The sequence below is a fragment of the Nonomuraea soli genome, from assembly GCF_013761175.1.
In the GTDB taxonomy this organism is placed as follows: Bacteria; Actinomycetota; Actinomycetes; order Streptosporangiales; family Streptosporangiaceae; genus Nonomuraea; species Nonomuraea soli.
In genome coordinates, this window is the sequence record NZ_JACDUR010000009.1 from 112,671 (window position 1) to 134,145 (window position 21,475).

The 21,475-nt window shown below is 71.2% G+C and carries 17 protein-coding genes; 9 read left to right on the forward strand and 8 right to left on the reverse strand.

The features are described 5' to 3' along the window. Positions 1-6 precede the first annotated feature (6 nt). Positions 7-756 (reverse strand): IclR family transcriptional regulator, encoded by a 750-nt coding sequence (locus HNR30_RS39610; protein ID WP_181615324.1) that lies wholly within the window; start codon positions 754-756, stop codon positions 7-9. A gap of 123 nt (positions 757-879) precedes the next feature. On the opposite strand from HNR30_RS39610, the gene HNR30_RS39615 reads away from it, so the two are divergent. The 6 genes from HNR30_RS39615 to HNR30_RS39640 all read left to right on the forward strand — a co-directional run bounded on the left by HNR30_RS39615 (position 880) and on the right by HNR30_RS39640 (position 8,526). Next, positions 880-2,319 (forward strand): aldehyde dehydrogenase family protein, encoded by a 1,440-nt coding sequence (locus HNR30_RS39615; protein WP_181615325.1) that lies wholly within the window; start codon positions 880-882, stop codon positions 2,317-2,319. Then, positions 2,316-3,986, forward strand: coding sequence for a thiamine pyrophosphate-binding protein (locus HNR30_RS39620; RefSeq protein WP_220134546.1), 1,671 nt, complete (start codon positions 2,316-2,318; stop codon positions 3,984-3,986). Before HNR30_RS39615 ends, HNR30_RS39620 begins: the two co-directional genes overlap by 4 nt. An 87-nt stretch (positions 3,987-4,073) precedes the next feature. Next, positions 4,074-5,210 (forward strand): ABC transporter substrate-binding protein, encoded by a 1,137-nt coding sequence (locus HNR30_RS39625; RefSeq protein WP_181615326.1) that lies wholly within the window; start codon positions 4,074-4,076, stop codon positions 5,208-5,210. 1 nt (position 5,211) lies between these two features. Beyond that, positions 5,212-6,081, forward strand: coding sequence for a branched-chain amino acid ABC transporter permease (locus HNR30_RS39630; RefSeq protein WP_181615327.1), 870 nt, complete (start codon positions 5,212-5,214; stop codon positions 6,079-6,081). Then, the gene (locus HNR30_RS39635) at positions 6,078-7,844 is read left to right on the forward strand and encodes a branched-chain amino acid ABC transporter ATP-binding protein/permease (protein ID WP_181615328.1); all 1,767 of its coding nucleotides are present in this window, start codon (positions 6,078-6,080) and stop codon (positions 7,842-7,844) included. The genes HNR30_RS39630 and HNR30_RS39635 overlap by 4 nt, the downstream gene beginning before the upstream one ends. Then, positions 7,831-8,526: an ABC transporter ATP-binding protein gene (locus HNR30_RS39640; protein WP_181615329.1), complete on the forward strand. Its 696-nt coding sequence runs from the start codon at positions 7,831-7,833 to the stop codon at positions 8,524-8,526. The genes HNR30_RS39635 and HNR30_RS39640 overlap by 14 nt, the downstream gene beginning before the upstream one ends. On the opposite strand, the gene HNR30_RS39645 is transcribed toward HNR30_RS39640, so the two are convergent. From HNR30_RS39645 to HNR30_RS39655, 3 genes are read right to left on the reverse strand one after another with little or no spacing between them, the layout of a single operon-like run. Then, positions 8,501-9,151 (reverse strand): TetR/AcrR family transcriptional regulator, encoded by a 651-nt coding sequence (locus tag HNR30_RS39645; protein WP_181615330.1) that lies wholly within the window; start codon positions 9,149-9,151, stop codon positions 8,501-8,503. The two genes, HNR30_RS39640 and HNR30_RS39645, sit on opposite strands and share 26 nt — an antisense overlap. Continuing rightward, the gene (locus tag HNR30_RS39650; protein ID WP_181615331.1) at positions 9,148-10,851 is read right to left on the reverse strand and encodes a sugar phosphate isomerase/epimerase and 4-hydroxyphenylpyruvate domain-containing protein; all 1,704 of its coding nucleotides are present in this window, start codon (positions 10,849-10,851) and stop codon (positions 9,148-9,150) included. Before HNR30_RS39650 ends, HNR30_RS39645 begins: the two co-directional genes overlap by 4 nt. Further along, complete coding sequence (locus tag HNR30_RS39655; protein WP_312894981.1) at positions 10,844-11,692, reverse strand: shikimate dehydrogenase; 849 nt, start codon at positions 11,690-11,692, stop codon at positions 10,844-10,846. The genes HNR30_RS39650 and HNR30_RS39655 overlap by 8 nt, the downstream gene beginning before the upstream one ends. Positions 11,693-11,820: 128 nt before the next feature. Here HNR30_RS39655 and HNR30_RS39660 point away from each other — a divergent pair, with 128 nt between their 5' ends. Beyond that, on the forward strand, positions 11,821-13,152 hold the full coding sequence (locus tag HNR30_RS39660; RefSeq protein ID WP_181615332.1) for an MFS transporter: 1,332 nt from the start codon (positions 11,821-11,823) through the stop codon (positions 13,150-13,152). 50 nt (positions 13,153-13,202) lie between these two features. Here the strand turns inward: HNR30_RS39660 and HNR30_RS39665 are convergent, their stop codons facing one another. The 3 genes from HNR30_RS39665 to HNR30_RS39675 all read right to left on the reverse strand — a co-directional run bounded on the left by HNR30_RS39665 (position 13,203) and on the right by HNR30_RS39675 (position 18,017). After that, on the reverse strand, positions 13,203-14,423 hold the full coding sequence (locus HNR30_RS39665; protein WP_181615333.1) for a hypothetical protein: 1,221 nt from the start codon (positions 14,421-14,423) through the stop codon (positions 13,203-13,205). A gap of 58 nt (positions 14,424-14,481) precedes the next feature. Next, positions 14,482-17,472, reverse strand: a complete 2,991-nt coding sequence (locus HNR30_RS39670; protein WP_181615334.1) for an AfsR/SARP family transcriptional regulator — start codon at positions 17,470-17,472, stop codon at positions 14,482-14,484. Between the two features lie 173 nt (positions 17,473-17,645). Further along, positions 17,646-18,017: a DUF5997 family protein gene (locus HNR30_RS39675; RefSeq protein ID WP_181615335.1), complete on the reverse strand. Its 372-nt coding sequence runs from the start codon at positions 18,015-18,017 to the stop codon at positions 17,646-17,648. A gap of 54 nt (positions 18,018-18,071) precedes the next feature. On the opposite strand from HNR30_RS39675, the gene HNR30_RS39680 reads away from it, so the two are divergent. Beyond that, complete coding sequence (locus tag HNR30_RS39680; protein ID WP_312894982.1) at positions 18,072-18,767, forward strand: LysR family substrate-binding domain-containing protein; 696 nt, start codon at positions 18,072-18,074, stop codon at positions 18,765-18,767. A 40-nt stretch (positions 18,768-18,807) separates the two neighbouring features. Further along, positions 18,808-19,458 (forward strand): uridine kinase family protein, encoded by a 651-nt coding sequence (locus HNR30_RS39685; RefSeq protein ID WP_181615336.1) that lies wholly within the window; start codon positions 18,808-18,810, stop codon positions 19,456-19,458. On the opposite strand, the gene HNR30_RS39690 is transcribed toward HNR30_RS39685, so the two are convergent. After that, the gene (locus HNR30_RS39690) at positions 19,430-21,382 is read right to left on the reverse strand and encodes an FG-GAP-like repeat-containing protein (RefSeq protein ID WP_181615337.1); all 1,953 of its coding nucleotides are present in this window, start codon (positions 21,380-21,382) and stop codon (positions 19,430-19,432) included. The genes HNR30_RS39685 and HNR30_RS39690 overlap by 29 nt on opposite strands. Between the last annotated feature and the right edge of the window lie 93 nt (positions 21,383-21,475).

Consider the following 21,475-nt stretch of genomic DNA (forward strand, 5'->3'; position numbering starts at 1 on the left):
ATCACGTCATCGCAGTGGATGATCGAACCCTCGCTCCGCCATCCGCTTGGCCGCGTCGCGTAGGTCGGCCACGAACGCCTCGATCTTGTCGCCGGTGAAGCGCACGCTGGGACCGCTCAGCGTCAGCGCGGCCACGATCGCCCCGCCGCCGCTGACCACGGGCACCGCGACCGCCGAGGTGCCGGGTTCGCGCTCGCCGTGGCTGACGGCGTATCCGTCGGCCGAGGCCCGGGCGATCCAGCCCCGCAGCGTCTCCAGGTGCTCCTTGCCGTGCGGCGAGCTGCGGGCCACGCGGGCCAGCAGCGGTTCGTCCACGTCGCGCAGCAGGATCTTGGCCGAGGCCCCGCCCCACAGCGGCAGTTCGTCGCCGACGCGCACCACGTGGCGCAGCGACTGCGGGCTCTCCTGCTGGGCGATGCAGACCCGGTGGATGCCCTTGGCCACGTAGAGGTTGACGGTCTCGCGCTGCCTCGTGCCCAGCTCGCGCATGAGCTGCATGGTCTCCGGCGGCAGTTCCCAGGCGCTCCTGGCCAGGTGCGCCCAGCGCCACAACGCGGGTCCGGCCGTGTAGCCCTTGGAGGTGGCCCACAGCAGGCCCATCTGCTCCAGGGTCTGGAGCAGGCGCAGAGCTGTCGTCTTGGCCAGGCCGGTCTCCTCGACCACCTCGCGGATGGTCAGCGTCCGGCGTTCCTCTGTGAGCAGGGAGAGAATCTCGAAAGCCCGCTGCACACTGCGGACACCGGTTTCGGCCGACATGGGGGTGAGACTAACACCCAGTCCACTCAGTGGTCCACACGATCCGTCACGCGGACTCTTGTCAGGAGTCGAAGCGGCTCATACGGTGAGCTAATCCATGGTGTGGACTCTAAGGACCATCTGATGGACATGATCTATGAAGCCGGATGCCTTGTCGCGGGCACGTGGCTGGACCAGGGCCACCGCGAGGAACGCGCCGGGCCGTACGTGCGGCGCACGGTCAGCACGGCCCGTACGGCGCGACCGGACGACATCGCGGCGGCCACCTCTTACGCCCGCGAGGGGCAACGGGCGGTGGCCCGGCTGGCACCCGCCACCAGGGCGGAGATCCTGGAGCGCGCCGCGCGGCTGGCGGGCGAGCGCACCGGCGAGCTGGCCCGCCTGCTCGCCCTGGAGCTGGGCAAACCGCTGAAGGACGGCGCCGGCGAGATGGTCAGGGTCGCCGACACCCTGGCCGTGGCCGCGGCCGAGGCACGGGCGATCGGCGGCGAGACCTTACCCGTGGCGGGCTGGGCACGCGGGGTCGGCAACACGGCCTTCACCCATCGGGCCCCCGCCGGTCCCGTGCTGGCCGTCACGCCCTTCAACGCCCCGGCCAACCTCCTGGCCCACAAGCTGTCCGCCTCGTTCGCGGCGGGCAACACCACGATCGTCAAGCCGCCGCCGCAGGCTCCCGCGGTCTCGACCGAGCTGGTCAGGCTCCTGCTCGACGCGGGCATGCCGGTGGAGGCCGTGCAGGTGCTGCACGGCGGCGCCGAGGTCGGCGCGGCCCTGTGCGCGGCGCCCGAGGTGGCCGTGGTGAGCTTCACCGGCAGCGCGGCGGCCGGTGCCGCGGTCGCCCACGCCGCCGGGCCCAAACGGGTGCTGCTGGAGCTGGGCGGCAACGCCGCAACGATCGTCTGCGAGGACGCCGACATCGAGCAGGCGGCGGCGGTCTGCGCGCGGACCGGCTACAGCAACTCCGGCCAGAGCTGCATCTCGGTGCAGCGTGTCTACGTGCAGCGCGAGCGTTTCGAGGAGTTCGTCGCCGCCTTCACCGACCAGGTCAAGGCGCTCCAGGTGGGCGATCCCCTCGACCCGTCGACCGACGTCGGCTCGATGGTCGACGACGAGGCGGCCGAGCGGGTGGTGCGCTGGAGCGCCGAGGCGGGCGGCACGATCACCGTCGGCGGGGGCCGCAACGGAGCCGTCATGTCCCCGACCGTGGTGGCCGGGCCCGCGCCCGGCTCGACGCTGGTCAGGGAGGAGGTCTTCGGCGCGTGCGTGGCCGTCCTGCCGTACGGCTCGTTCGAGGATGTCGTGGAGACCTGCAACCGCAGCAGGTACGGCCTGCAGGCCGGCCTGTTCACCCACGACGTGCGCCGCATCCTCGCCGCCTGGCGCGACCTGCAGGTCGGCGGGCTGGTCGTGAACGGCTCGTCCAACTTCCGCCTCGACCACGTGCCCTTCGGCGGTGTGAAGGACTCGGGCGTCGGCCGCGAGTCGCCGCGCTGGATGATCGAGGACTTCACCGTGACCAAGACCCTCCTGCTGCGCGGGACGTCCATCTGGGGAGAGCAGTGACCACAGCAGCCGAAGCCCTGGTGAGCCAGCTGGAGGAGCTCGGGGTCGAGATGGTCTTCGGCACCTGCGGGCACACCAACATCGCCGTGCTCGACGCCCTGGGCCGCAGTTCCGTCCGCTTCGTCATCGCCCGCCACGAGCAGGCCGCCGCGCACGCCGCCGACGGTTACGCACGGGCCTCGGGCCGGCCTGGCGTGGTCCTCGTGCACGTCGGCCCGGGGCTCACCAACACGATCACCGGCGCCATGACCGCGGCACTCGACTCGGTGCCGCTCGTGGTGATCTCCGGCGACATCCCCTCCTACTACCGGGGCCGCCATCCGCACCAGGAGATCAACCTGCACGCCGACGCCGACCAGGCCTCGCTCTTCCGTCCGTTCGCCAAGCGGGTGTGGGACGTGCACCGCCCGGAGGACCTGGGCCGCGCGGTCGAGCGGGCGTTCTGGACCGCGACCACGGGACGCCCCGGCGCGGTGCTGGTCAACGTGCCGATGGACGTCTTCTCGCGTCCCGCCTGGCCCTACCCTCGCCGCAGTGTGACCGGCCCGCCCGGCCTTCCCGCCGGTACGGCGGAGCGGATCGCCGCCGAGCTGGCCGGGGCCGAGCGCCCGCTGATCTACGTGGGCGGCGGCCTGCGGGAGGATGCGGCCGCGCTGATCACCCTGGCCGAGCACCTCGACATCCCGATCGCGCACTCCCTGATGGCCAAGGGCACGGTGCCCGACGCCCACCCGCTGCAGCTGGGCATGACCGGCTTCTGGGGCAGGGAGCTCACCAACGCCTACGCCCGCGAGGCCGACGTGGTCCTCGCCCTGGCCACCCGCTTCGCCGAGACCGACGCCAGCTCCTGGGATCCCCGCTTCACCTGGGACTTCTCGCGGACCACGCTGATCCAGATCGACATCGACCCGGCCGAGCTGGGCCGCAGCTACCCGGTCTCGATCGGCGCCGTCGCCGACGTGGGCCTCGCGATCAGCGCCGTCGCCGAGGCCGCCCTGTCCCATCCGCCGGTCGAGCGGGCCGATCTCAGGCGGCGGATCGCCGCCTCGCAGGTCTTCGTCCACGACCGCGGCGAGGACTTCCCGCTGCGTCCCCAGCGCATCCTCACCGACCTGCGCGAGGCGCTGCCGCCCGACACGATCCTGGTGACCGACGTGGGGTGGAACAAGAACGGCGTCGCCCAGTGCTACGAGCTGCCGCAAGGGGGGCGTTTCATCACGCCCGGAGGCGCCTCCACGATGGGCTTCGGCCCGGCGGCGGCGGTGGGCGTCCAGCTGGCCCTGCCGGAGCGGACCGTCGTGGCGCTGATCGGCGACGGCGGGATGAGCGCCCAGCTTCCCGCCCTGTCCATGGCGGTCGAGCAGGACGCGCCCGTGCTGTTCGTCGTGATGAACAACCAGTCGCACGGCACGATCTCGGACCTGCAGTCGACGTTCTTCGGCAGCGGTTTCGGCTGCGACTTCGCCTCCGGCCCCGACTTCGCCGCGCTCGGCGTGGCGTGCGGGGCCGACGGCCATGCCGTACGCGCTCCACGAGAGCTGGCTACGGCCCTGCGCCAGGCCGTCACCAGGAGAAGGCCTGCCGTCATCGATGTCCCGATGGTGAACGAGCCGGTCCCCACCCCGGGCCACTGGAACATCAAGGACATCTACCAAGGCATCTTCTAACCGTTGCCGGACAGATATTTCACCGGCCTTTCCAGCACGTTATAACTAACGTACTAGTTCGTGAGTTACGGCACTCAGAGGTGAACCGTGAGAATCACGCTCGTCGCCACCGCCCTCTTAGCAGCCTTGACCGCCTGCGCCCCTCCCGGACAGTCCGGGAGCACGGGCACCCAGGCCTCAGGACCTATCAAGATCGCCAACATCAACGCCCAGAGCGGCCAGCTCAGCTCCCTCGGCCAGTGGGAGAACAAGGGCGTCAAGCTCGCCATCAAGGAGGTCAACGCCGCCGGAGGCGTCAACGGCCGCCAGATCCAGCTCGACCTCTTCGACGACCAGGGAGACCCGACGGTCGGCACCAACCTGGCCAGGAAGATCGCCGCCGAGGGCTACATCGCGATGCTCGGCACCGCCGAGAGCGCGGTGACCCTGGCCATGGCGCCCATACTCAAGGACGCCAAGATCCCCAACATCACCTCAGGGCAGTCGCCCAAGCTGGCCGAGCTGAAGAGCCCCTTCCTCTTCCTCAACGCCCCGACCAGCGTCACCTTCGACGAGACGCTCGCCAAGTACCTGGTCGACGAGAAGGGCTACAAGAAGATCGCGCTGATCAGCAACAACGGCGCGTACGGCAGCGGCGAGCACGACGCCTTCCTCACCTCCCTGAAGACCAGGCGCGTCACCCCGGTCGCCGACGAGGTCGTCACCCCCGACCAGAAGGACTTCAACGCCAACCTCGCCAAGATCCGCGAGCAGGACCCCGAGGTGCTCTTCATCGGCGCCGAGGAGGTCCAGTCGGGCCTCATCGCCAAGCAGGCGCGCGAGCTCGGGCTGAAGGCCGTCATCGCGGGCGGCGCGCCGATCGGGACCGACGTCTACGCCACCACCGCCGGGCTCCCGAACGCCGAGGGCTCGATCGTCAGCTCGCCCTACCTGAGCAACGAGGCCAGCGACGCGATCAAGGCCTTCGCCGCCAAGTACAAGACCGAGTACAACGAGGACGCGCGCATGCACGTGGCCAAGGCCTACGACGGCGCGATGATCATGGTCGAGGCGCTCAGGGCCACCGGCGGCGAGGGCGGCCAGAAGCTCGCCGACGCCATCCGCGCCGTCAAGCGCGACGGACTGCTGGGCGCCTACACCTACGACGAGTTCGGCGTGGGCATCCACGAAACCAAGATCGGCCTGGTCAAGGACGGCAAGGTCGTTCCCGAGGCCGCGAGCTGACGTGCAGGTCCTCCTTCAGACACTGATCGGCGGCATCACGTTCGGTGCGGTGTACGCGCTGGTCGCCATGGGCTTCTCGATCGTCTACCGCACCATGGGCCTGGTCAACTTCGCCCACGGCAGCGTGGTGATGATCGGCGCGTACGCCGCATCGACGTTCTACATGGCCACCAGGCTGCCCTTCGCGGTGGCCATGGTGGTGGCGATCGTGGTGACCGGCCTCATCGGCCTGATCATCGAGCGGTTCCTGCGCCCGCTGGAGAACAAGGACTTCACGCTGATGCTGATCGGCACGATCGGTTTCGGCGCCGTGCTGGAGGCCCTGGCCATCCTCATCTGGGGAGCCACCGGGCACGCCGTGCCCAACCCGGTCGCCACCGAGCCGATCGACCTCGGCGGGGTGCGCATCCCGACCTACAGCCTGCTGGTGATCGGCGTGGCGGCCCTGGCCACCGCACTGCTGGCGCTGTTCCTGCAGCGCACCAAGACGGGCGCGGCCATGCAGGCCGTCGCGATGGACCACGAGGCGGCCACCGCCTGCGGCATCCACGTCGGCCGCAGCAACGCGACCGCCTTCGCCATCGGCGCGTGCCTGGCCGCCGTGGCCGGCAGCCTCATCGGGCCCATGCTCTACGTCAACCCGACCATGGGCGGCACGCTCGGCATCAAGGGCTTCGCCGCGGCCATGCTGGGCGGCTTCGGCAGCATGCCGGGAGCCATCGTGGGCGGCATGGCCTTCGGGCTGCTCGACGCCTTCGCGGCGGGCAACTTCCAGGAGTACTCCGAGCTGGTGACGTTCGTGGTCTTCGCCGTGGTCGTGATGATCCGGCCGATGGGCATCTTCGGGGAGGCGACGGTGAACCGGGCATGAGATGGCTCCTCGGCATCGCCGCGTTCGCCGCGGCCTGGCTGCTGCCCTACGCCCTGGGCGGCTACTCGATGCACGTGGTCGACGTGGCGATCATCTTCGCCGTCCTGGCCATCGGGCTGGGGCTGACCATGGGCGTGGCCGGGCAGATCAACCTGGCGCAGGTCGCCTTCTTCGGCGTCGGCGCCTACGCCGTGGCGATCCTGACCACCGGGGCCGGGCTCGGCTTCTGGACCGCCTCGGTGCTGGCCCTGGTCGCCGCGGTGGTGGCCGGGCTGCTGGCGGGCATCCCCGCGCTGCGCATGCAGTCGCACTACCTGGGCATCGTCACCCTCGGCCTGGCGCTGGCCTTCATCAACTGGGTCACCAACGCGCACGTCGCCGGTCGCGCCGAGGGCATCAGCGACATCCCGGTGCCGCCCATGTTCGGCATCGACCTGTCCAGCGCCTACCTCTTCTACTACGTCGAGCTGATCGTCTTCGTGGTCTTCCTGGCGCTGGCGCTGTTCGTCACCCACTCGCCGCTCGGCCGCCGGCTGCGGGCCATGCGCGACGACGACCTGGCCGCCGGCGCGCTCGGGGCCGAGATCCCGCTCCTGCGCATGACCGCGTTCGTGCTGTCCGGCCTCTACGGCGGCGTGGCGGGCGTGCTGTACGCCGGGCTCATCCGCTTCGTGGCGCCCGAGACCTTCAGCATCGGCAACATGTTCCTGCTGCTGGCCATGGTCATCATCGGCGGGCGCTCCAGCATCGTCGGCTGCGTGGTCGGCGCGCTGGCGCTGGCCTTCGTCCGCGAGGCGCTGCTCGACGTGTCGGCTTTCGCCCAGCTCGGCTACGGCGTCATCGTCGTGCTGGTGGTCGTCTTCTTCCCGAAGGGCCTGGCCGGGCTGCTCTCCCGGCGCAAGGCGGGCGGCCGGGCCAGGCTCGGCCCCTTCCAGGAGTACGGCACGGCCGCCGCGGACGAGGGCACCGTGCTGGAGGTCGAGGGCGTCACCAAGCGGTTCAGGGGCCTGGTCGCCCTGGAGGACATCACGCTGTCGGTGCCCGCCGGGCAGATCCGCGGCATCGTCGGGCCCAACGGCTCGGGCAAGACCACGCTGTTCAACGTGGTCAGCGGCTTCTACTCCCCCACCAGGGGCCGGGTGCGGCTGCACGGGCGCGACGTGACGAACCTGGCGCCCTACCGGCTGTCGTTGCGCGGCGTGGCCCGCACCTTCCAGAACCTGCGGCTGTTCGAGGACCTGAGCGTGCGGGAGAACGTCCTGCTCGGCCTCGACCGCACCCGCACCGCGTGGATCTGGCGCTACCTGGCGACGCCCTGGGCCGTGGCCCGCTACTCGCGCGGGCTGAACCGGTCGGCCGAGGAGATCATCGCCAGGTTCGGCCTGCAGGAGGTGGCCGACGCCGTCCCGCGCGCGTTGCCGTACGGGATCCAGCGGCGCGTGGAGATCGCGCGGGCCATGGCCATGTCGCCCTCCCTGCTCCTGCTCGACGAGCCCGCCGCCGGGCTCAACGGAGAGGAGGTGCGCCAGCTCGCCGAGATCGTGCGCTCCATCCGCGGCTCCGGGGTCACGGTCGTGGTGATCGAGCACAACATGGGCCTGGTCATGTCGTTGTGCGACCACGTGACCGTGCTCTCCAGCGGGCGCGTGATCGCCGACGGCCCGCCCGACGAGGTCGCGGTCGACCCCGACGTGGTGGCCGCCTACCTGGGGGACTCCATGGCCGCCCCGACCGAGAGCGAGGTCGAACATGCTGAGGGTTGAGGGCCTGAGCGTGCACTACGGCGGGGTCCGTGCCGCCCACGACGTGAGCTTCACCGTGGTTCCCGGCCAGTCGCTGGGCATCATCGGCGCCAACGGCGCGGGCAAGACCTCGACGCTGAAGGCGGTCATGGGCCTGGCCCCCCGCCAGGCCCGCGGCCTGCGCTTCGGCGAGGTCGACCTGCTCAAGGCCGCCCCGCACACGCTGGTACGGCACGGCCTGGGCTACGTGCCCGAGGGCAGGCACGTCTTCCCGGGGCTGCCGGTGGAGAAGAACCTGCTGCTCGGCGCCTACACCTCGTCGTGGAAGCAGACCCCCATCGACGAGGTCTACGAGCTGTTCCCCGTCCTCAAGGAGATGCGGCACCGGCTGGCCGGGGCCCTGTCGGGCGGCCAGCAGCAGATGCTCGCCGTGGGCAGGGCGCTGATGTGCCGGCCCAAGGTGATGTTGCTGGACGAGCCGTCGATGGGCCTGTCGCCGATCCTCGTGGCCGAGATCGCCGCCGTGCTCAAGCGCCTCAACGACGACGGCCTGGCCATCGTGCTGGTGGAGCAGAACGCCAAGCTCACCTTCGAGGTCACCACCACCTGCCTGGTGATGGAGAACGGCGAGATCGCCGCCACCGGCACCTCGGCCGACCTGCGCCACGACCCTCGGGTCAGGCGGATCTATCTGGGCCTTTGAGGTAGGACACGACCATCTCCCCCACCATGCGGCGCAGGCGGGCGCGGTGTTCGGGCGCGGCCATGTCGCGCCCGAACAGGGCCCCGAAGGTGTGCTGGTTGGCGACGCGGAAGAAGCAGAACGCGCTGATCATCATGTGTACGTCGATGGCGTCGGCCTCGGTGACGAACTCGCCCGAGGCCGTGCCGGAGTCGAGGATGCGCTCGATCAGATCCAGCACGGGCGTGCCGAGGTTGGCCAGCACCTCGGACTTGCGGATGTGCTCGGCCTGGTGGATGTTCTCGATCGCGACCAGCTTGATGAACTCGCGGTGCGCGTCGTGGTGGTCGAAGGTCAGCTCGGCCAGGGTGCGGATGGCCTCGACGGGGGCCAGGTGCTCGACGTCGGCGGTGCGCTCCACCTCGCGGACCTCGGCGTAGGCCTTCTCCAGGACCGCGATGTAGAGCCGTTCCTTGCTGCCGAAGTAGTAGTAGATCATGCGCTTGGTGGTGCGCATGAGCGCGGCGATCTCGTCGACCCGCGCACCCGCGTAGCCGTTGCGGGCGAACTCGCGCTGGGCGACCTCGAGGATCTCCGCCCGGGTGCGTTCAGCGTCGCGCTGGCGAGTGGCTTGCGGCAAGGTCACGGGCTCATCCTAGAGTGCTGCACCGCCAGCCGGACCGGGGCGTTGGCCGCGCCGTAACCCTGGTAACCGCCGAACCGCTGGACGAGCTCGAAGAAGACCCTGCCCACGGTGACCGTGTACAGGTGCAGGAACTCCCCGTGCTCGTCGCGGTCGTACAGCACGCCGAGCTCGCGCAGCTCGGGATCCACCTCGTGGCGGGCCTCCAGGTCGTCGTAGTAGTTGGCGGGGATCGGCAGCAGCAGCCCGGGGTGTTCGGCACGGAGCCTGCGGGCGAGCCTCAGCAGGTCGGCGCAGGCCAGGGCGACGTGCTGGCTGGGCGGCTGCCCGGCGGCGTGGGCGACGTTGAGCACCATCCTGGTCCCGCCTCCGGTCATGGCCTTGCTGCGCAGCAGGCCGTAGGGGTCGGCGAACTCCAGGCTCTCCTGCGGGCTCAGGCCGAGCACCTGGCGGTAGAACAGCTCGGCCTCGTCGAAGTGGTGCACCGGCTGGGCCAGGGCGATGTGGTCGATGTGGGTGACGTCCTGGGAGCCGGCCCTGGCCGGGTCGAAGTCCTGGAGCCAGCCGCCGGGCTGGGCCGTACGGCAGAAGAAGATCTGCGTGCCGTCGGGCGCGGCGATCGCGTCGAGCTTGGCCTCGTCGCGTGCCCGTACCCTGGGCAGCACCGGGGCCAGCAGCGACTCGGCCCGCTTGACCGCGTCGGTGGGCTCCGGGCTCTCCAGGCCGATCGCCGTCAGGGCCGCCTCGTGCCCGGTCGCGTGGAGCAGCAGGCGGGCCTCGCCCTGCTCCCACAACTCGACGGGCTTGGTGCCGTGCACGCCCGTGCGGGTGAAGCCGAGCGCGGAGGCCAGGTCCCGCAGCCCGCCGGTCAGCTCGGCGAAGGCGAACCCGGACGGGGCCGCCGCCTCGTGCGCCGTCCCTTCGAGCGCGATCAGGGAGCGCATGGCGTCCAGGGCCGTACGGCGGGCGTCGGTCTGGCGGAAGTGGTCGTTGAAGACCTCCAGCGACAGCGGGCCCCGGTATCCGGCGGCGCGCACATGCGACAGGAATCCGGGCAGGTCGAAGCCGCCCTGTCCGGGGAAGCACCGGTGGTGGCGGCTCCATTGCAGCACGTCCATGGCCAGCAGCGGCGCGTCGGCCAGCTGCAGGAAGAAGATCTTGTCACCGGGTATCGCCTCGATGCCGATCGGGTCGGAGCCGCGCGACAGGATGTGGAAGCTGTCCAGGCAGACGCCCAGGTTCGGATGGTCGGCCGCGCGCACGATGCGCCAGGAGTGCAGGTAGTCGTTGACGTGCCGGCCCCAGGCCAGCGCCTCGTAGGCGATGCGGATGCCGTGCTCGGCGGCGCGCCCTGCCAGCAGCCGCAGGTGCTCGGCCGCCAGATCGTCGTCCCCGGCCGCCAGGGGTGAGACGTTGGAGCAGACCAGCAGCAGGTCGGCCCCGAGACGCTCCATGAGGCGGAACTTGCGGTCGGCCCGGCGCAGGTCGAGCTCCGGCATGGCCTCGAAGTCACGGAAGGGCTGGTAGAGGTCGATGGTCAGGCCCAGGTCCGCCGCGCGCCGCCGTACCTCCTCGGGAGGCAGCGGGCAGGTGATCAGGTCGTGCTCGAAGATCTCGACCCCGTCGAACCCCGCCGCGGCGATCGCCTCCAGCTTGTCCACCAGGGTCCCGGACACGGACACGGTGGCGATCGACTTACGCATGGACGATCTCCTTGAAGTGGGCGAGCATCCGCTCGCTGTCGGGCTCGCGTCCTGTGAACAGGCGGAAGGCGTGCACGGCCTGGAAGACGGCCATGCCGCCGCCGTCGAGGGTCCTGCAGCCGTGCGCGCGGGCCTGGCTGAGCAGTTCGGTGACGAGCGGGCGGTAGACGATGTCGGCCACCCACAACGGCGCCTGCAGCAGCTCGGCCGGCACGGGGATGCCTGGGTGGTGCGCCATGCCGACCGGTGAGGTGTTGACCAGGCCGTCGGCCTCGCCCAGCAGCTCGGGCAGTTCCTCGCGGCCTGCGTACCGTACCCGGGAGGCGCCGAACCGGTCTCCCAGCTCGCCCGCGAGCCTTACGGCGGGCTCGGGGTCGGCGTCGACGACGGTCAGCCGGTCGGCTCCGAGCGTCAGCAGCGCGTGGGCGATCGCCGCGCCCGCGCCTCCGGCGCCGAGCTGGACGATCCGCCGGGTGGGCACGTCGGGCAGGCCGCGGGCGAAGGATTGCGCGAAGCCCGTCCAGTCGGTGTTGTGGCCCACCGCGCGCTCGCCGGTGAACACGACGGTGTTGACGGCGCCCAGGGTGGCCGCGTCGGGCGACAGCTCGTCGAGATGCGGGATGACCGCCTGTTTGTGGGGGTGGGTGATGTTCAGCCCGTCGTATCCCATGCGCCGGGCCGTACGGACCAGCTCGCCGACGTCCCCGCCCAGCACGTCGGTGTCGAGCAGCCGGTAGACGTAATGCAGGCCATGGTGGGCGGCCTCGTCCTCGTGCAGGGTGGGGCTCAGCGAAGGGCCGATGCCGGAGCCGATCAGTCCGATCAGGTACGACTTGTTCACGGCTCTAATGTACGGACTAGTACGTTAACTGCCTAGAGGGCCTTGACACGCGCCACAACCCGCGACCACGATGACAGCCACGTTAATTAACTATCTAGTTCGTAAGATAGTTGGCCAGAGGAGCCGTCGTGATCGACCCACCCCCCGGGACACCACGCAAGGCCGCGGTAGCCGCCTGGATCGGCAGCGCGCTGGAGTACTACGACTTCTTCATCTACGGCAGTGCCGCCGCCCTCATCTTCTCCAAGGTCTTCTTCGACGCCTCCGACCCGGCGACCGCCACCCTGCTGTCGCTGGCCAGCTTCGGCGTCGCCTACGCGGCCCGTCCCGTCGGCGCGTTCTTCCTGGGCCACGTCGGCGACCGCTTCGGGCGAAAAAAGATCATGGTCTTCACCCTGATCCTCATGGGCGTCTCGACCTTCCTCATCGGCTGCCTGCCCACCCGCGACCAGGTCGGCGGCCTGGCGCCGGTGCTTCTGGTGCTGCTGCGCGTGCTGCAGGGCCTGTCGGCCGCCGGAGAGCAGGCCAGCGCCAACTCCATGACGCTGGAGCACGCGCCGCAGGAGCGCCGCGGCTACTACACCAGCTTCACCCTGAACGGCACGCAGTTCGGCCAGATCCTGGCCACCTTCGTCTTCATCCCGGTCGCCGCGCTCCCCGAGGAGCAGTTGCTCAGCTGGGGCTGGCGGGTGCCGTTCTGGCTCAGCGTCGCCGTGGCCGTGGCCGGGTGGGTCATCAGGCGCAAGCTCGACGAGACCCCGGCCTTCGAGGCGGAGAAGGCCCAGGGCACCGTCCCCAGGCTGCCGCTGGTCGTGCTCTTCCGTGATCACTGGCGGAGCGTGCTGCGCGTGATCTGCGCCGCGCTGATCGCCACGGTGAGCACCATCTTCACCGTGTGGGCGCTCAACTACGCCACCAGCGACGAGATCGGCCTCGACAAGGCCACCATGCTGTGGGTCAGCGTCGCCGCGAACGCGGTCGCCCTGATCGCCCTGCCGATGTGGGCCAGGCTCTCCGACCGGATCGGCCGCAGGCCGGTGTTCCTCATCGGGGCCGTCGGCAGCCCGATCATGATCTTCCTGTACCTGGCCGCGATCAACTCCAAGAACTACCCGCTGATCTTCCTCGTCGGCATCCTGACGCTGGGCGTCGTCTACAGCGCCTCGAACGGCATCTGGCCCTCGCTCTACGGCGAGATGTTCACCACCCGGGTACGGCTGTCCGGCACGGCCATCGGCACCCAGATCGGCTTCGCCGTCGCCGGGTTCGCGGTCGCCTCGGCCGCCGGCATCGTCACCCCCGCGGGATGGCTCGGGCTCCACGGCTGGACGGGAGTGGCGGTCTTCACCGCGATCCTGTGCGCAATCAGCGCCGTCGCGGTGGCGACGGCGCGTGAGACCCATCGGGTGCCGACGGCCGAGCTCGGCCTCCCGGCAGGAGAGCCGACAGCGGCCCGATAGCGGGGACAAGGCCCGCCACCACGCCCCTGCGGTGGTGGCGGGCCTTGCGGTCACCGGACGTAGAAGAGGTAGGTGCGCTCGGGACCGGGCGATCCGGCCCGGTCGACGCTCTTCACCTCGAGCCGGTGCGGACCGGCGGCGGAAGGAGTGAACGGGATGACCGCCGTGCCGTCGGCCGCGGCGGGCACATAGGCGTACGTCGGATCGGACGAGTACAGGGTGTAGAAGTAGCCGGCGACCTCGTCCGCCCCGTTGGGCGCCAGCACGATGTCGCCCCGGACACCCACGCCGCCGCTCCACTCCTCCTCCGGGTAGGTGTCGCTGGTCACCGAGGGCTCATGGCCGGGCGGCGTGGTGTCGACGCCGAAGGCCGCCCACTCGCTCCAGCCGCTGGTGTCGAAGCCGTCCTCCGACCTCACTCGCCACTCGTAACGTCCGCCGTCGGCCAGACCGCCCTCGGGCACGGTCAGGCGTGCCGGGACGTGGTGCTGACTCGAAGGCTCGCTGGTCGCCTCGCCCAGGAGCTCGCCGCCGACCGGCCGCCACTGGAAGCGGCCCCAGATCTGCTGCGGCCCGGTGCCCGCGGTGTCGCCGTCGCTCATGTCGGCGGCCAGCGTGGGCGTCGCGGTGGGCTGGTAGCCGGTGGGCACGCACGGCGCGGGCCAGAAGTAGCAGTTGTCACCCGGCTCGATCCGCATCCCCGCGGGCTTGGCCGGCGGGTTGTTGAACGAGATGCTCAGCCCCGGGCTCAGGTACTTGTGCATCTCGAACTCCTGGACGTCGCGCGGGTCGGCGGCGCGCAGTCCGAAGGTGAGGTGCCGCGTGCCCGCGGCGGCCGCCTTCGTGACGGCCGCGGCGACCTTCCAGGTGACGGTGGTCGTACCGGAGCAGCTCGACACACCCAGCTTCTCGATCCACGACGGCTGGCGCAGCCAGGTGGTCGACTCGGTGATCTCTCCGGTCAGCCACAGCTCCACCGGCGTGCACTCGCCGGCGTTCCGCTGGACGTACAGGGCCGCGTCCAGGATACGCGCGCCCGTCACACCTGAGGTGTCGAGCCGGAAGAAGGCCCGGTCGAACCTGCCGACCCTGGCGTCCTCCGTGCTGTTCCAGAACGACTGCCGGGGCCTGGTCAGCGAAACGTACGTCCACGCCTGCTTCGCTCCCACGAAGATCGGGGGAAGCGGGTCGGCGTGAGCGGCGCTCGGCACCGCGGTGAAGGCGAACGCCGTCATCGTGACGGCGACAGCCGTACGAGCCAGTCGACTCATGCGTCTCCAATCGGGGGATCTGTGGTGATCAACGATCCCCCGGCCGGCTATACGCGCCCTATACGGAGCGATACGACCTGATATGGACGGCGAGCGGGAGACCCATGTCCTCCGCCATGGGCAGGGCGCGCGCCCAGTGGCGGTCCGCCTGCTCGTGCTCGCCCAGGGCGTGGTGGATGCGGGCCAGCCCGTCGAGCGCCCTGGTCTGCTCGTACCTGTCGCCTCGCGGCTCGGCCAGCGCCAGCGCCGCCTCGTAGTGGGCACGGGCCTCCCACAGGTGGCCGCCGTGCCGCAGGAGGTCGCCGTACTCCACCCTGACCTCGCACTCCAGCTTGTCGTACTCCAGCTCGACAGCCATGTCGTAGGCGTGCCGTACGCAGGCCAGGGCCTCCTCCTGGCGGCCCGACACCCGCAGGAGTTCGGCACGGGCCTGCAGCGCGGTCACCTCCCTGGCCCGCATGCCCGCCACGCGCGCACCCTCGACGGCGAGCTCCACGCAGGCGCCCGCCCTGGAGAGCTCGCCGAGGGCGATGGCGGCGCGGGCGGCGCTGGTGGCGGCCTGGATCACGGCGTCGGTGTGATCCAGTTCCGTGGCGAGCTCCAGCGCTCCTTCCAGCACCCGCAGAGCCTCCCGCTCCCGGCCGAGGAGCGTGAGCACGTCACCGTGAAAGGCCATGACGACGGCCTCGGTGTAGCGCTCCCCTGCCCCGCGCGCCCACTCGACCGCCCGCGCGAAACCCGCCTCGGCCTCGGGGAAACGCCCCACCCGCTGGTGGAGCGAGGCCAGGAACCTCCTGGACGACCAGGTGAGGCGCTCGTCGCCGAGCTCTTCTGCGACCACGCCCGCCTGCTCGGTCAGCTCGACGGCGCGAGGCAGGTCACCGCTGTGCGACAGGCTGGAGGACAGGTTGAGGAGGCTCAGGGCGAGCAGGCGCCGGTCGGGCAACCGGCGCGCGAGCGACACCGCCGCCTCCTCCAGCTCCAGGACGTCGGCGGGGTGGGCGGTCTTCATCACGTAGACGCCCAGGTCGCGGGTGAGATGCCAGGCGGGCAGCTCCAGGCCGAGTGTGCCGGCCCGGTGGACCGCCGCCACCAGCGTCGCCTTCTCCTCCGCGAACCAGGCCGTCGCCTCCTCCGCGCTCTTCAGCGCGGGAGCCTCGCCCGGTGTGCGCCGCAGCCCCAGGTCGAGGGGCATGCGGCCGGGCTGGAGCAGGTCGGCGCCGACCCTGGCGGTGTGGGAGAAGTAGTCGAGCACGCGGTTCACGGCCACCAGCCGCTCGGGACCGGGTTCCTCCAGCTGCGCGCGCTCCGCGGCGAACTGCCTGATCAGGTCGTGGAAGGTGTAGCGGCCCAGAGCGGGCTGCTGCAGCATCTGCGCGTCGAGCAGCGCCTCCAGGAGCAGGTCGGCCTTCTCCAGGGGCACATCGGCCAGCGCCGCGACCGCGTAGGCGTCGGTCTCGACGCCCGGCGTCAGGCCCAGCAGCCGGAACAGCCGCTGCTGGTCGGTGTCGAGCTGCTGGTACGACAGGGTGAAGGCCGCCTCCACGCTGCGGTCGTGGCTCGATAACTCCGCCAGCCTCCTGCGCTCGTCGCGCAGGCGGCCGACCAGGCTGTGGACCGTCCACTGCGGCCGGTTGCCGAGCCTGGCGGCGGCCAGGCGGATCGCGAGCGGCAGCCGTCCGCACAACTCCACGGCCTCGGCCACCGCCTCGGGCTCGGCCCGTGCCCGCTCCCCCACGATCGTGGCGAACAACGACGCGGCCTCCGCGGGCGGCAGCACGTCGAGCACCATCGGCCGGATCCCGTCGAGGTCGGCCAGCCTGCGCCGTGATGTCACCAGCACGAGGCAGCCGGAGGATCCGGGCAGCAGCGGCCGCACCTGCTCGGCGCTGACCGCGTTGTCGAGCACGATCAGCATGCGCCGCCCGGCCAGCTCGCTGCGCCACAACGCCGAGCGGGCGTCGAGCCCGGCCGGGATGCGGTCGTCGCCGACACCGATCGCGCGCAGCAGGACGGCGAGCGCCTCGGCGGGGCAGGTCTCCTGGTACCCCGCGGTGTGCGCGTGCAGGTCGACGAAGAGCTGGCCGTCGGGGTACCACTCGGTGAGCCGGTGGGCGACCCGTACGGCCAGCGCCGTCTTGCCCACCCCCGCCATGCCGTCGATGGCCGTGATGATCACCACGCCGTCGGCGGTGCGTTCCTCGTCGAGCCTGGCGAGGATCTGGGTGATCTCCGCCTGGCGGCCGGTGAAGTCAGGCACCGAACGCGGTAGCTGCGCGGGCCTGCGCCTGCTCGGGCCCTGGTCCGGCTCCAGCGCGGGATCCCTGGCCAGGATGCGCCCGTGCAGCTCCGACAGGCCGGTGCCCGGCTCCAGCCCGAGCTCTTTCGTCAGGCGCCGCCTGGCCCGGGTGTAGGCCTCCAGTGCCTCGCTCTGCCGTTGCGCCCGGTAGAGCGCGAGCATGAGCTGGCCGGTGTAGCGCTCGCGGTAGGGATGGGCCTGGGTCAGCGCCGTCAGCTCGCCGATGACGTCGTCGTGCAGCCCGAGCGCCAGATCGGCCTCGACGCGGTCCTCCAGTGCCGCCAGCCTCAGCTCCTCCAGCCGCACGGCCTCTTCGCGCAGGCACAGCTCGCCGGCCAGGTCGCCGAAGGCCGGCCCGCGCCACAGAGCCAGCGCCTCGCGCAGGATCCGGCTCGCCGTCGGCGCGTCGCCCGCCGCCAGCGCCTGCGCTCCGGCCTGCGCCTGCTCGGCGAACCTGTGCGCGTCGACCGCCGGCGCATCCACGGCCAGCACGTAGCCGGGCCGGCCCCTGCCGGTGATGGTCTCGGAGCCGAGCACGCGGCGCAGCTGCGAGACGTGCTGGTAGACGTTCTCGACGGCCGAGGCGGGTGCGGCGTCGGTCCACAGCGCCTCGACCAGCCGGTCGACGTCGACGGCCCGGCCGGGCGAGCAGAGCAGGACGGCCAGCAGCAGCCGCCGCTTGGGCGGCCCGAGCGGCACCGCCTCCTCGCCCATGTGCGCCGAGACCGGCCCCAACACTCCGAACCTCATGGTGCCCCCGGCGGTGCGCTGTGTCGCAGCGATGCTGCCAGTCGGGCGCGACTCTGGCAAGAGGTTCTCCATGCCGCCGTACAGGCCGCGTATAGGGCCGCGCGCAGGGCCCGCCGTCCCACCGGATCGGGATGTTCTACGTCGCCCCTGACGCCGGACGGCCGCCGTGACGACTACTGCTCCTTGAGCCGCCGCGCTTCCTTGCGCACCTCGGCCTGGATCGAGCGCTCGTGCTCCAGCCAGGCGGGGTTCTCGTCCTTGAGCTCGTCGATCTCCTCCGTCGTCAGCGGCCCGTCGATGCCCGCCCGGGCCAGCCCGGAGATCGAGACGCCGAGCTTGGCCGCCACGACCTGCTTGGGGTGGGGGCCGTTGCGGCGCAGGTCGGCCAGCCACGCCGGCGGCTGGGCCTGCAGAGAGTTCAGCTCCTCGCGGGAGACGACGCCCTCCTGGAACTCGGCAGGAGTGGCCGACAGGAGCACACCCAGCTTCTTGGCCGCGGTCGCGGGCTTCATCGTCTGGGTGCTCTTCGGCTTGGCTGAGGTCATGGGTCAAGGGTAGTCAGTCGCGGGCGCCCGCCCGGACATCGGTACCCTGAGCGAGTGACTGACGGCAAGGAGTTCCGGCTGGCCTACGTGCCCGGTGTGACGCCCGCGAAGTGGGTCAGGGTCTGGACCGAGCGGGTGCCCGACGTCCCGCTCACCCTGATCCAGGTGGCTCCGGGACAGGCGGCGGCGCTCCTGCTCGACGGCGGCGCCGACGCGGCGTTCGTGCGGCTGCCCGTCGACCGCGAGAGGCTCAGCGCCATCCCGCTCTACGTCGAGACCACCGTGGTCATCGTGCCCAAGGACCACGCGGTCGCCGCCGCCGACGAGGTGACCGTCGCCGACCTGGCCGACGACGACGTCTTCCATCCGCTCGACGACAGCCTGGAGTGGGCCGAGCGTCCCGGGCAGCCGGCCTTCACCCGCCCTGAGACCACCGCCGAGGCGGTCGAGCTGGTGGCGGCGGGCGCGGGGCTGCTGGTCGTGCCGCAGTCGCTGGCGCGCCTGCACCATCGCAGGGATCTCACCTACCGCCCGGTCGTGGAGACGCTCCAGTCGCAGGTCGCGCTGGCCTGGCCGACCGAGGCGACCACGGATCTGGTGGAGGACTTCATCGGCATCGTGCGCGGGCGCACGGTGAACAGCTCGCGTGGCCGAGCCCAGGCCGACGATCCTCCCCGCCGTGCGCGCAAGCCCGCTCCGCCGAGGAAGAAACCCGCGCAGGGAAGCGGAAAACGGCGCCGAACTCGGTGAATGTCGGTTTGTTGGCGCTTGTCCGATAAACTGGTTGTCCGTGAGCCTGCGTCCGGTGGTACTCGTGACCGGCCCCTCCGGGGTCGGGAAATCCCTGTTCGCTCAGCGGACCGGTCTGCCGGTGCTCCGGCTGGACGACTTCTACAAGGAGGGGCACGACCCGACCCTCCCGCTGCTGCCCGACGGCAGCGCCGTCGACTGGGACTCCCCGCTCTCCTGGGACGCCGACGCGGCGATGGAGGCGGTGCTCGCCCTGGCGACGACCGGCCGGGCCGAGCCGCCGCGCTACGACATCTCCACCAGCTCGCGCGTCGGCGTCGACCACGTCGACCTGGGTGAGGCGCCCGCGTTCGTCGCCGAGGGCATCTTCGCCGCCGAGCTGATCGCCCGCTGCCGCGAGCACGGCGTCCTGGCCGAGGCGCTGTGCCTGCGCGGCAAGCCGATGCAGACCTTCCGCCGCAGGCTCTGGCGCGACCTGCGCGAAGGGCGCAAGTCGCCGTTCTTCCTCGTACGGCGGGGCTGGATGCTCATGCGCGCCGAGCACTCGATCGTCGAGCGCCACCGCGCCCTGGGCGCCCGCGTCTGCGGCAAGCCCGAGGGCTACACCCTGGTCGAGCCCTTCGCCCAGGCCCCACTGGTCACCACGCCGGTCACCCCACCTGTCACCACGCCGCTTTCCACCCAGGGCTGACCGGGACCGCCGTCCCGAACCCGAGGCCGCCGGTGCCGTTCCACACGTGCAGCGTCCCGGTCTCGGCGTGCACCGCGACCAGGTCGTCGCGCCCGTCGCCGTTGACGTCACCCGCCGACACCAGGCTCTGGGCGTACGGCTCCCAGCCGTGACCCGAGCTCACGCCGGGACCGTAGGCGTCGTTCCCCGTGCCCCTGCGCATCGACAGCCGCGAGGGGTCGTCCTTCCTCACGAGGATCAGGTCGCCGATGCCGTCACCGTCGAAATCGCCGGCGACCGGCCGGTGGTGCCCGGTCAGCCCCTGGCCCAGCCACGCCGTCAGGGTCGCGGGAGTCGCGCGGCCGAACTGGTTGCCGCCCTGGCCGTGCCACACCTGCAGGACGCCGCTCTCGCGGTGGACGGCGCCGATGTCGGGGCGCCCGTCGTCGTCGACGTCACCCAGCGACGTCAGCGTCTCGGCGTACGGCTCCCAGCCGGGGCCGAGCCGCTCGGGGCCGGCGAAGGCGTTGCCCCCGAGTCCTTTCCATACGTACAGGTAGGAGCCGTCCTTCTTGGCGGCGAGCAGGTCGGCGACGCCGTCGCCGTCGAAGTCGCCCGCGACCGGCCGCGTGTAGGCCTCCCAGCCGCCGCCGGCCGCGACGGGCGCGCCGAAGCCGTTGGATCCGTTGCCGTTCCAGATGGTCAGCGTCCCGGTGGAGGTGGAGAACAGGTCACCGGCGCCGTCGCCGTCGAAGTCGGGCTCCGCCGCCGCCCCGACGCCCGCGACCTCGGGGTTCTCGGCGTGGGTGAGGGTCTCCCAGCCCAGGAAGTGCGAGACGCCCGCGGGCCGCTCCCGCTCGACGAACTGCTCGGCGTAGGGGAAGTCGCCGTAGCCCAGGCGGGTGCTCAGGGCGTTGAAGCCGACCTCCAGGTGCGCGTCCAGCCGGTCGAGCTCGACGTCGCCGCCGCACAACCACGACGGCACCATCCTCGTCAGCTCCACCTTGGCGTGCAGGTCCATCGCCCGTCGCAGGCGGTGCTTGGCCTTGGCGTACAGGTCGAGCCCCTGGATCGCGGCCGTCTCGGCGACGTGGGAGATCGCCGCGATGCCCCAGCCCGCGTACCAGAAGTCGCGGCAGGTCTCCTGGGTCAGCCCGTCGACGAACGTGGTCTGGTCGTGCCAGTAGTCGACGATCTCCGCCTTGGTGTCGTAGGTGCTGCCGGGCGGCGCCTTGGGCAGGGAGCCGTCCGTCGTGAGGTAGATGTAGGCGGGCAGCCTGCCGTTCCAGGTCCTGACGGCCCTGTCGAAGGAGGCGCGGTCGTCGAGGTGGACGGCGATGCCGATCGCGGCGTCCGTCATGATCAGTTCCCAGTTGCCGTTGTTGTTCGGCGCGCCCTTGATCACCGTCGGCAGGTAGACGGTGCGCAGCTTGCCGGCGAACCTGGCCGCCTGGGACCAGCCCGGATAGGTGTGCTTGACGAGCTCGGCGGCGCGCGAGAAGTTGGCGCCCGCCCAGCCGGTCTGGAGCGGCGCGTTCGCGCCGGTGTGCTTGGTGATCACGGCCGACCAGGCATCCATGATCTGGATCGCCTTGACGGCGTAACGCGGGTCCTTGGACAGGTACCAGCGCAGCGCCAGCGTGTAGGCGGCGTTGGCGTCCTTGCGCTCGTCGGAGCACCCGTTGTCGGGCGTGGACGAGGGGCCGCAGTTCACCTCGGAGCGGGGGTGCGGGGTGTACGACAACGACGCGTACGAGCTGGCCTGCAGCGACGCCCACGCCGACTTCCACGGCTGCCTGCCGAGGTTGGCCCTGACGAAGTCGAGCTGGGCGCGGCTGACCAGGACCCCCGGATGCGTGAACGCCGCCGCACCGGCGGGCGCCGGGACGGCCAGGCAGCTCGCCACGATCATCGCGGCGACGAGGAGGGGACGGGTCGGGCGCATGGGTCTCCTTCGGGGAAGGAGACCCATCCAAGTGAGCCGCGTGATCACCCGTCAACGGGCTGCGCGGCCGACATACCCGGCGCATACCTTTCG

Excerpts from the sequence above, each read along its gene's own strand:
- HNR30_RS39610 (WP_181615324.1), bottom strand. The coding sequence starts at position 756 with ATGTCGGCCGAAACCGGTGTCCGCAGTGTGCAGCGGGCTTTCGAGATT.
- HNR30_RS39615 (WP_181615325.1), top strand. The coding sequence starts at position 880 with ATGGACATGATCTATGAAGCCGGATGCCTTGTCGCGGGCACGTGGCTG.
- HNR30_RS39635 (WP_181615328.1), top strand. The coding sequence starts at position 6,078 with ATGAGATGGCTCCTCGGCATCGCCGCGTTCGCCGCGGCCTGGCTGCTG.
- HNR30_RS39640 (WP_181615329.1), top strand. The coding sequence starts at position 7,831 with ATGCTGAGGGTTGAGGGCCTGAGCGTGCACTACGGCGGGGTCCGTGCC.
- HNR30_RS39650 (WP_181615331.1), bottom strand. The coding sequence starts at position 10,851 with ATGCGTAAGTCGATCGCCACCGTGTCCGTGTCCGGGACCCTGGTGGAC.
- HNR30_RS39665 (WP_181615333.1), bottom strand. The coding sequence starts at position 14,423 with ATGAGTCGACTGGCTCGTACGGCTGTCGCCGTCACGATGACGGCGTTC.
- HNR30_RS39670 (WP_181615334.1), bottom strand. The coding sequence starts at position 17,472 with ATGAGGTTCGGAGTGTTGGGGCCGGTCTCGGCGCACATGGGCGAGGAG.
- HNR30_RS39675 (WP_181615335.1), bottom strand. The coding sequence starts at position 18,017 with ATGACCTCAGCCAAGCCGAAGAGCACCCAGACGATGAAGCCCGCGACC.
- HNR30_RS39690 (WP_181615337.1), bottom strand. The coding sequence starts at position 21,382 with ATGCGCCCGACCCGTCCCCTCCTCGTCGCCGCGATGATCGTGGCGAGC.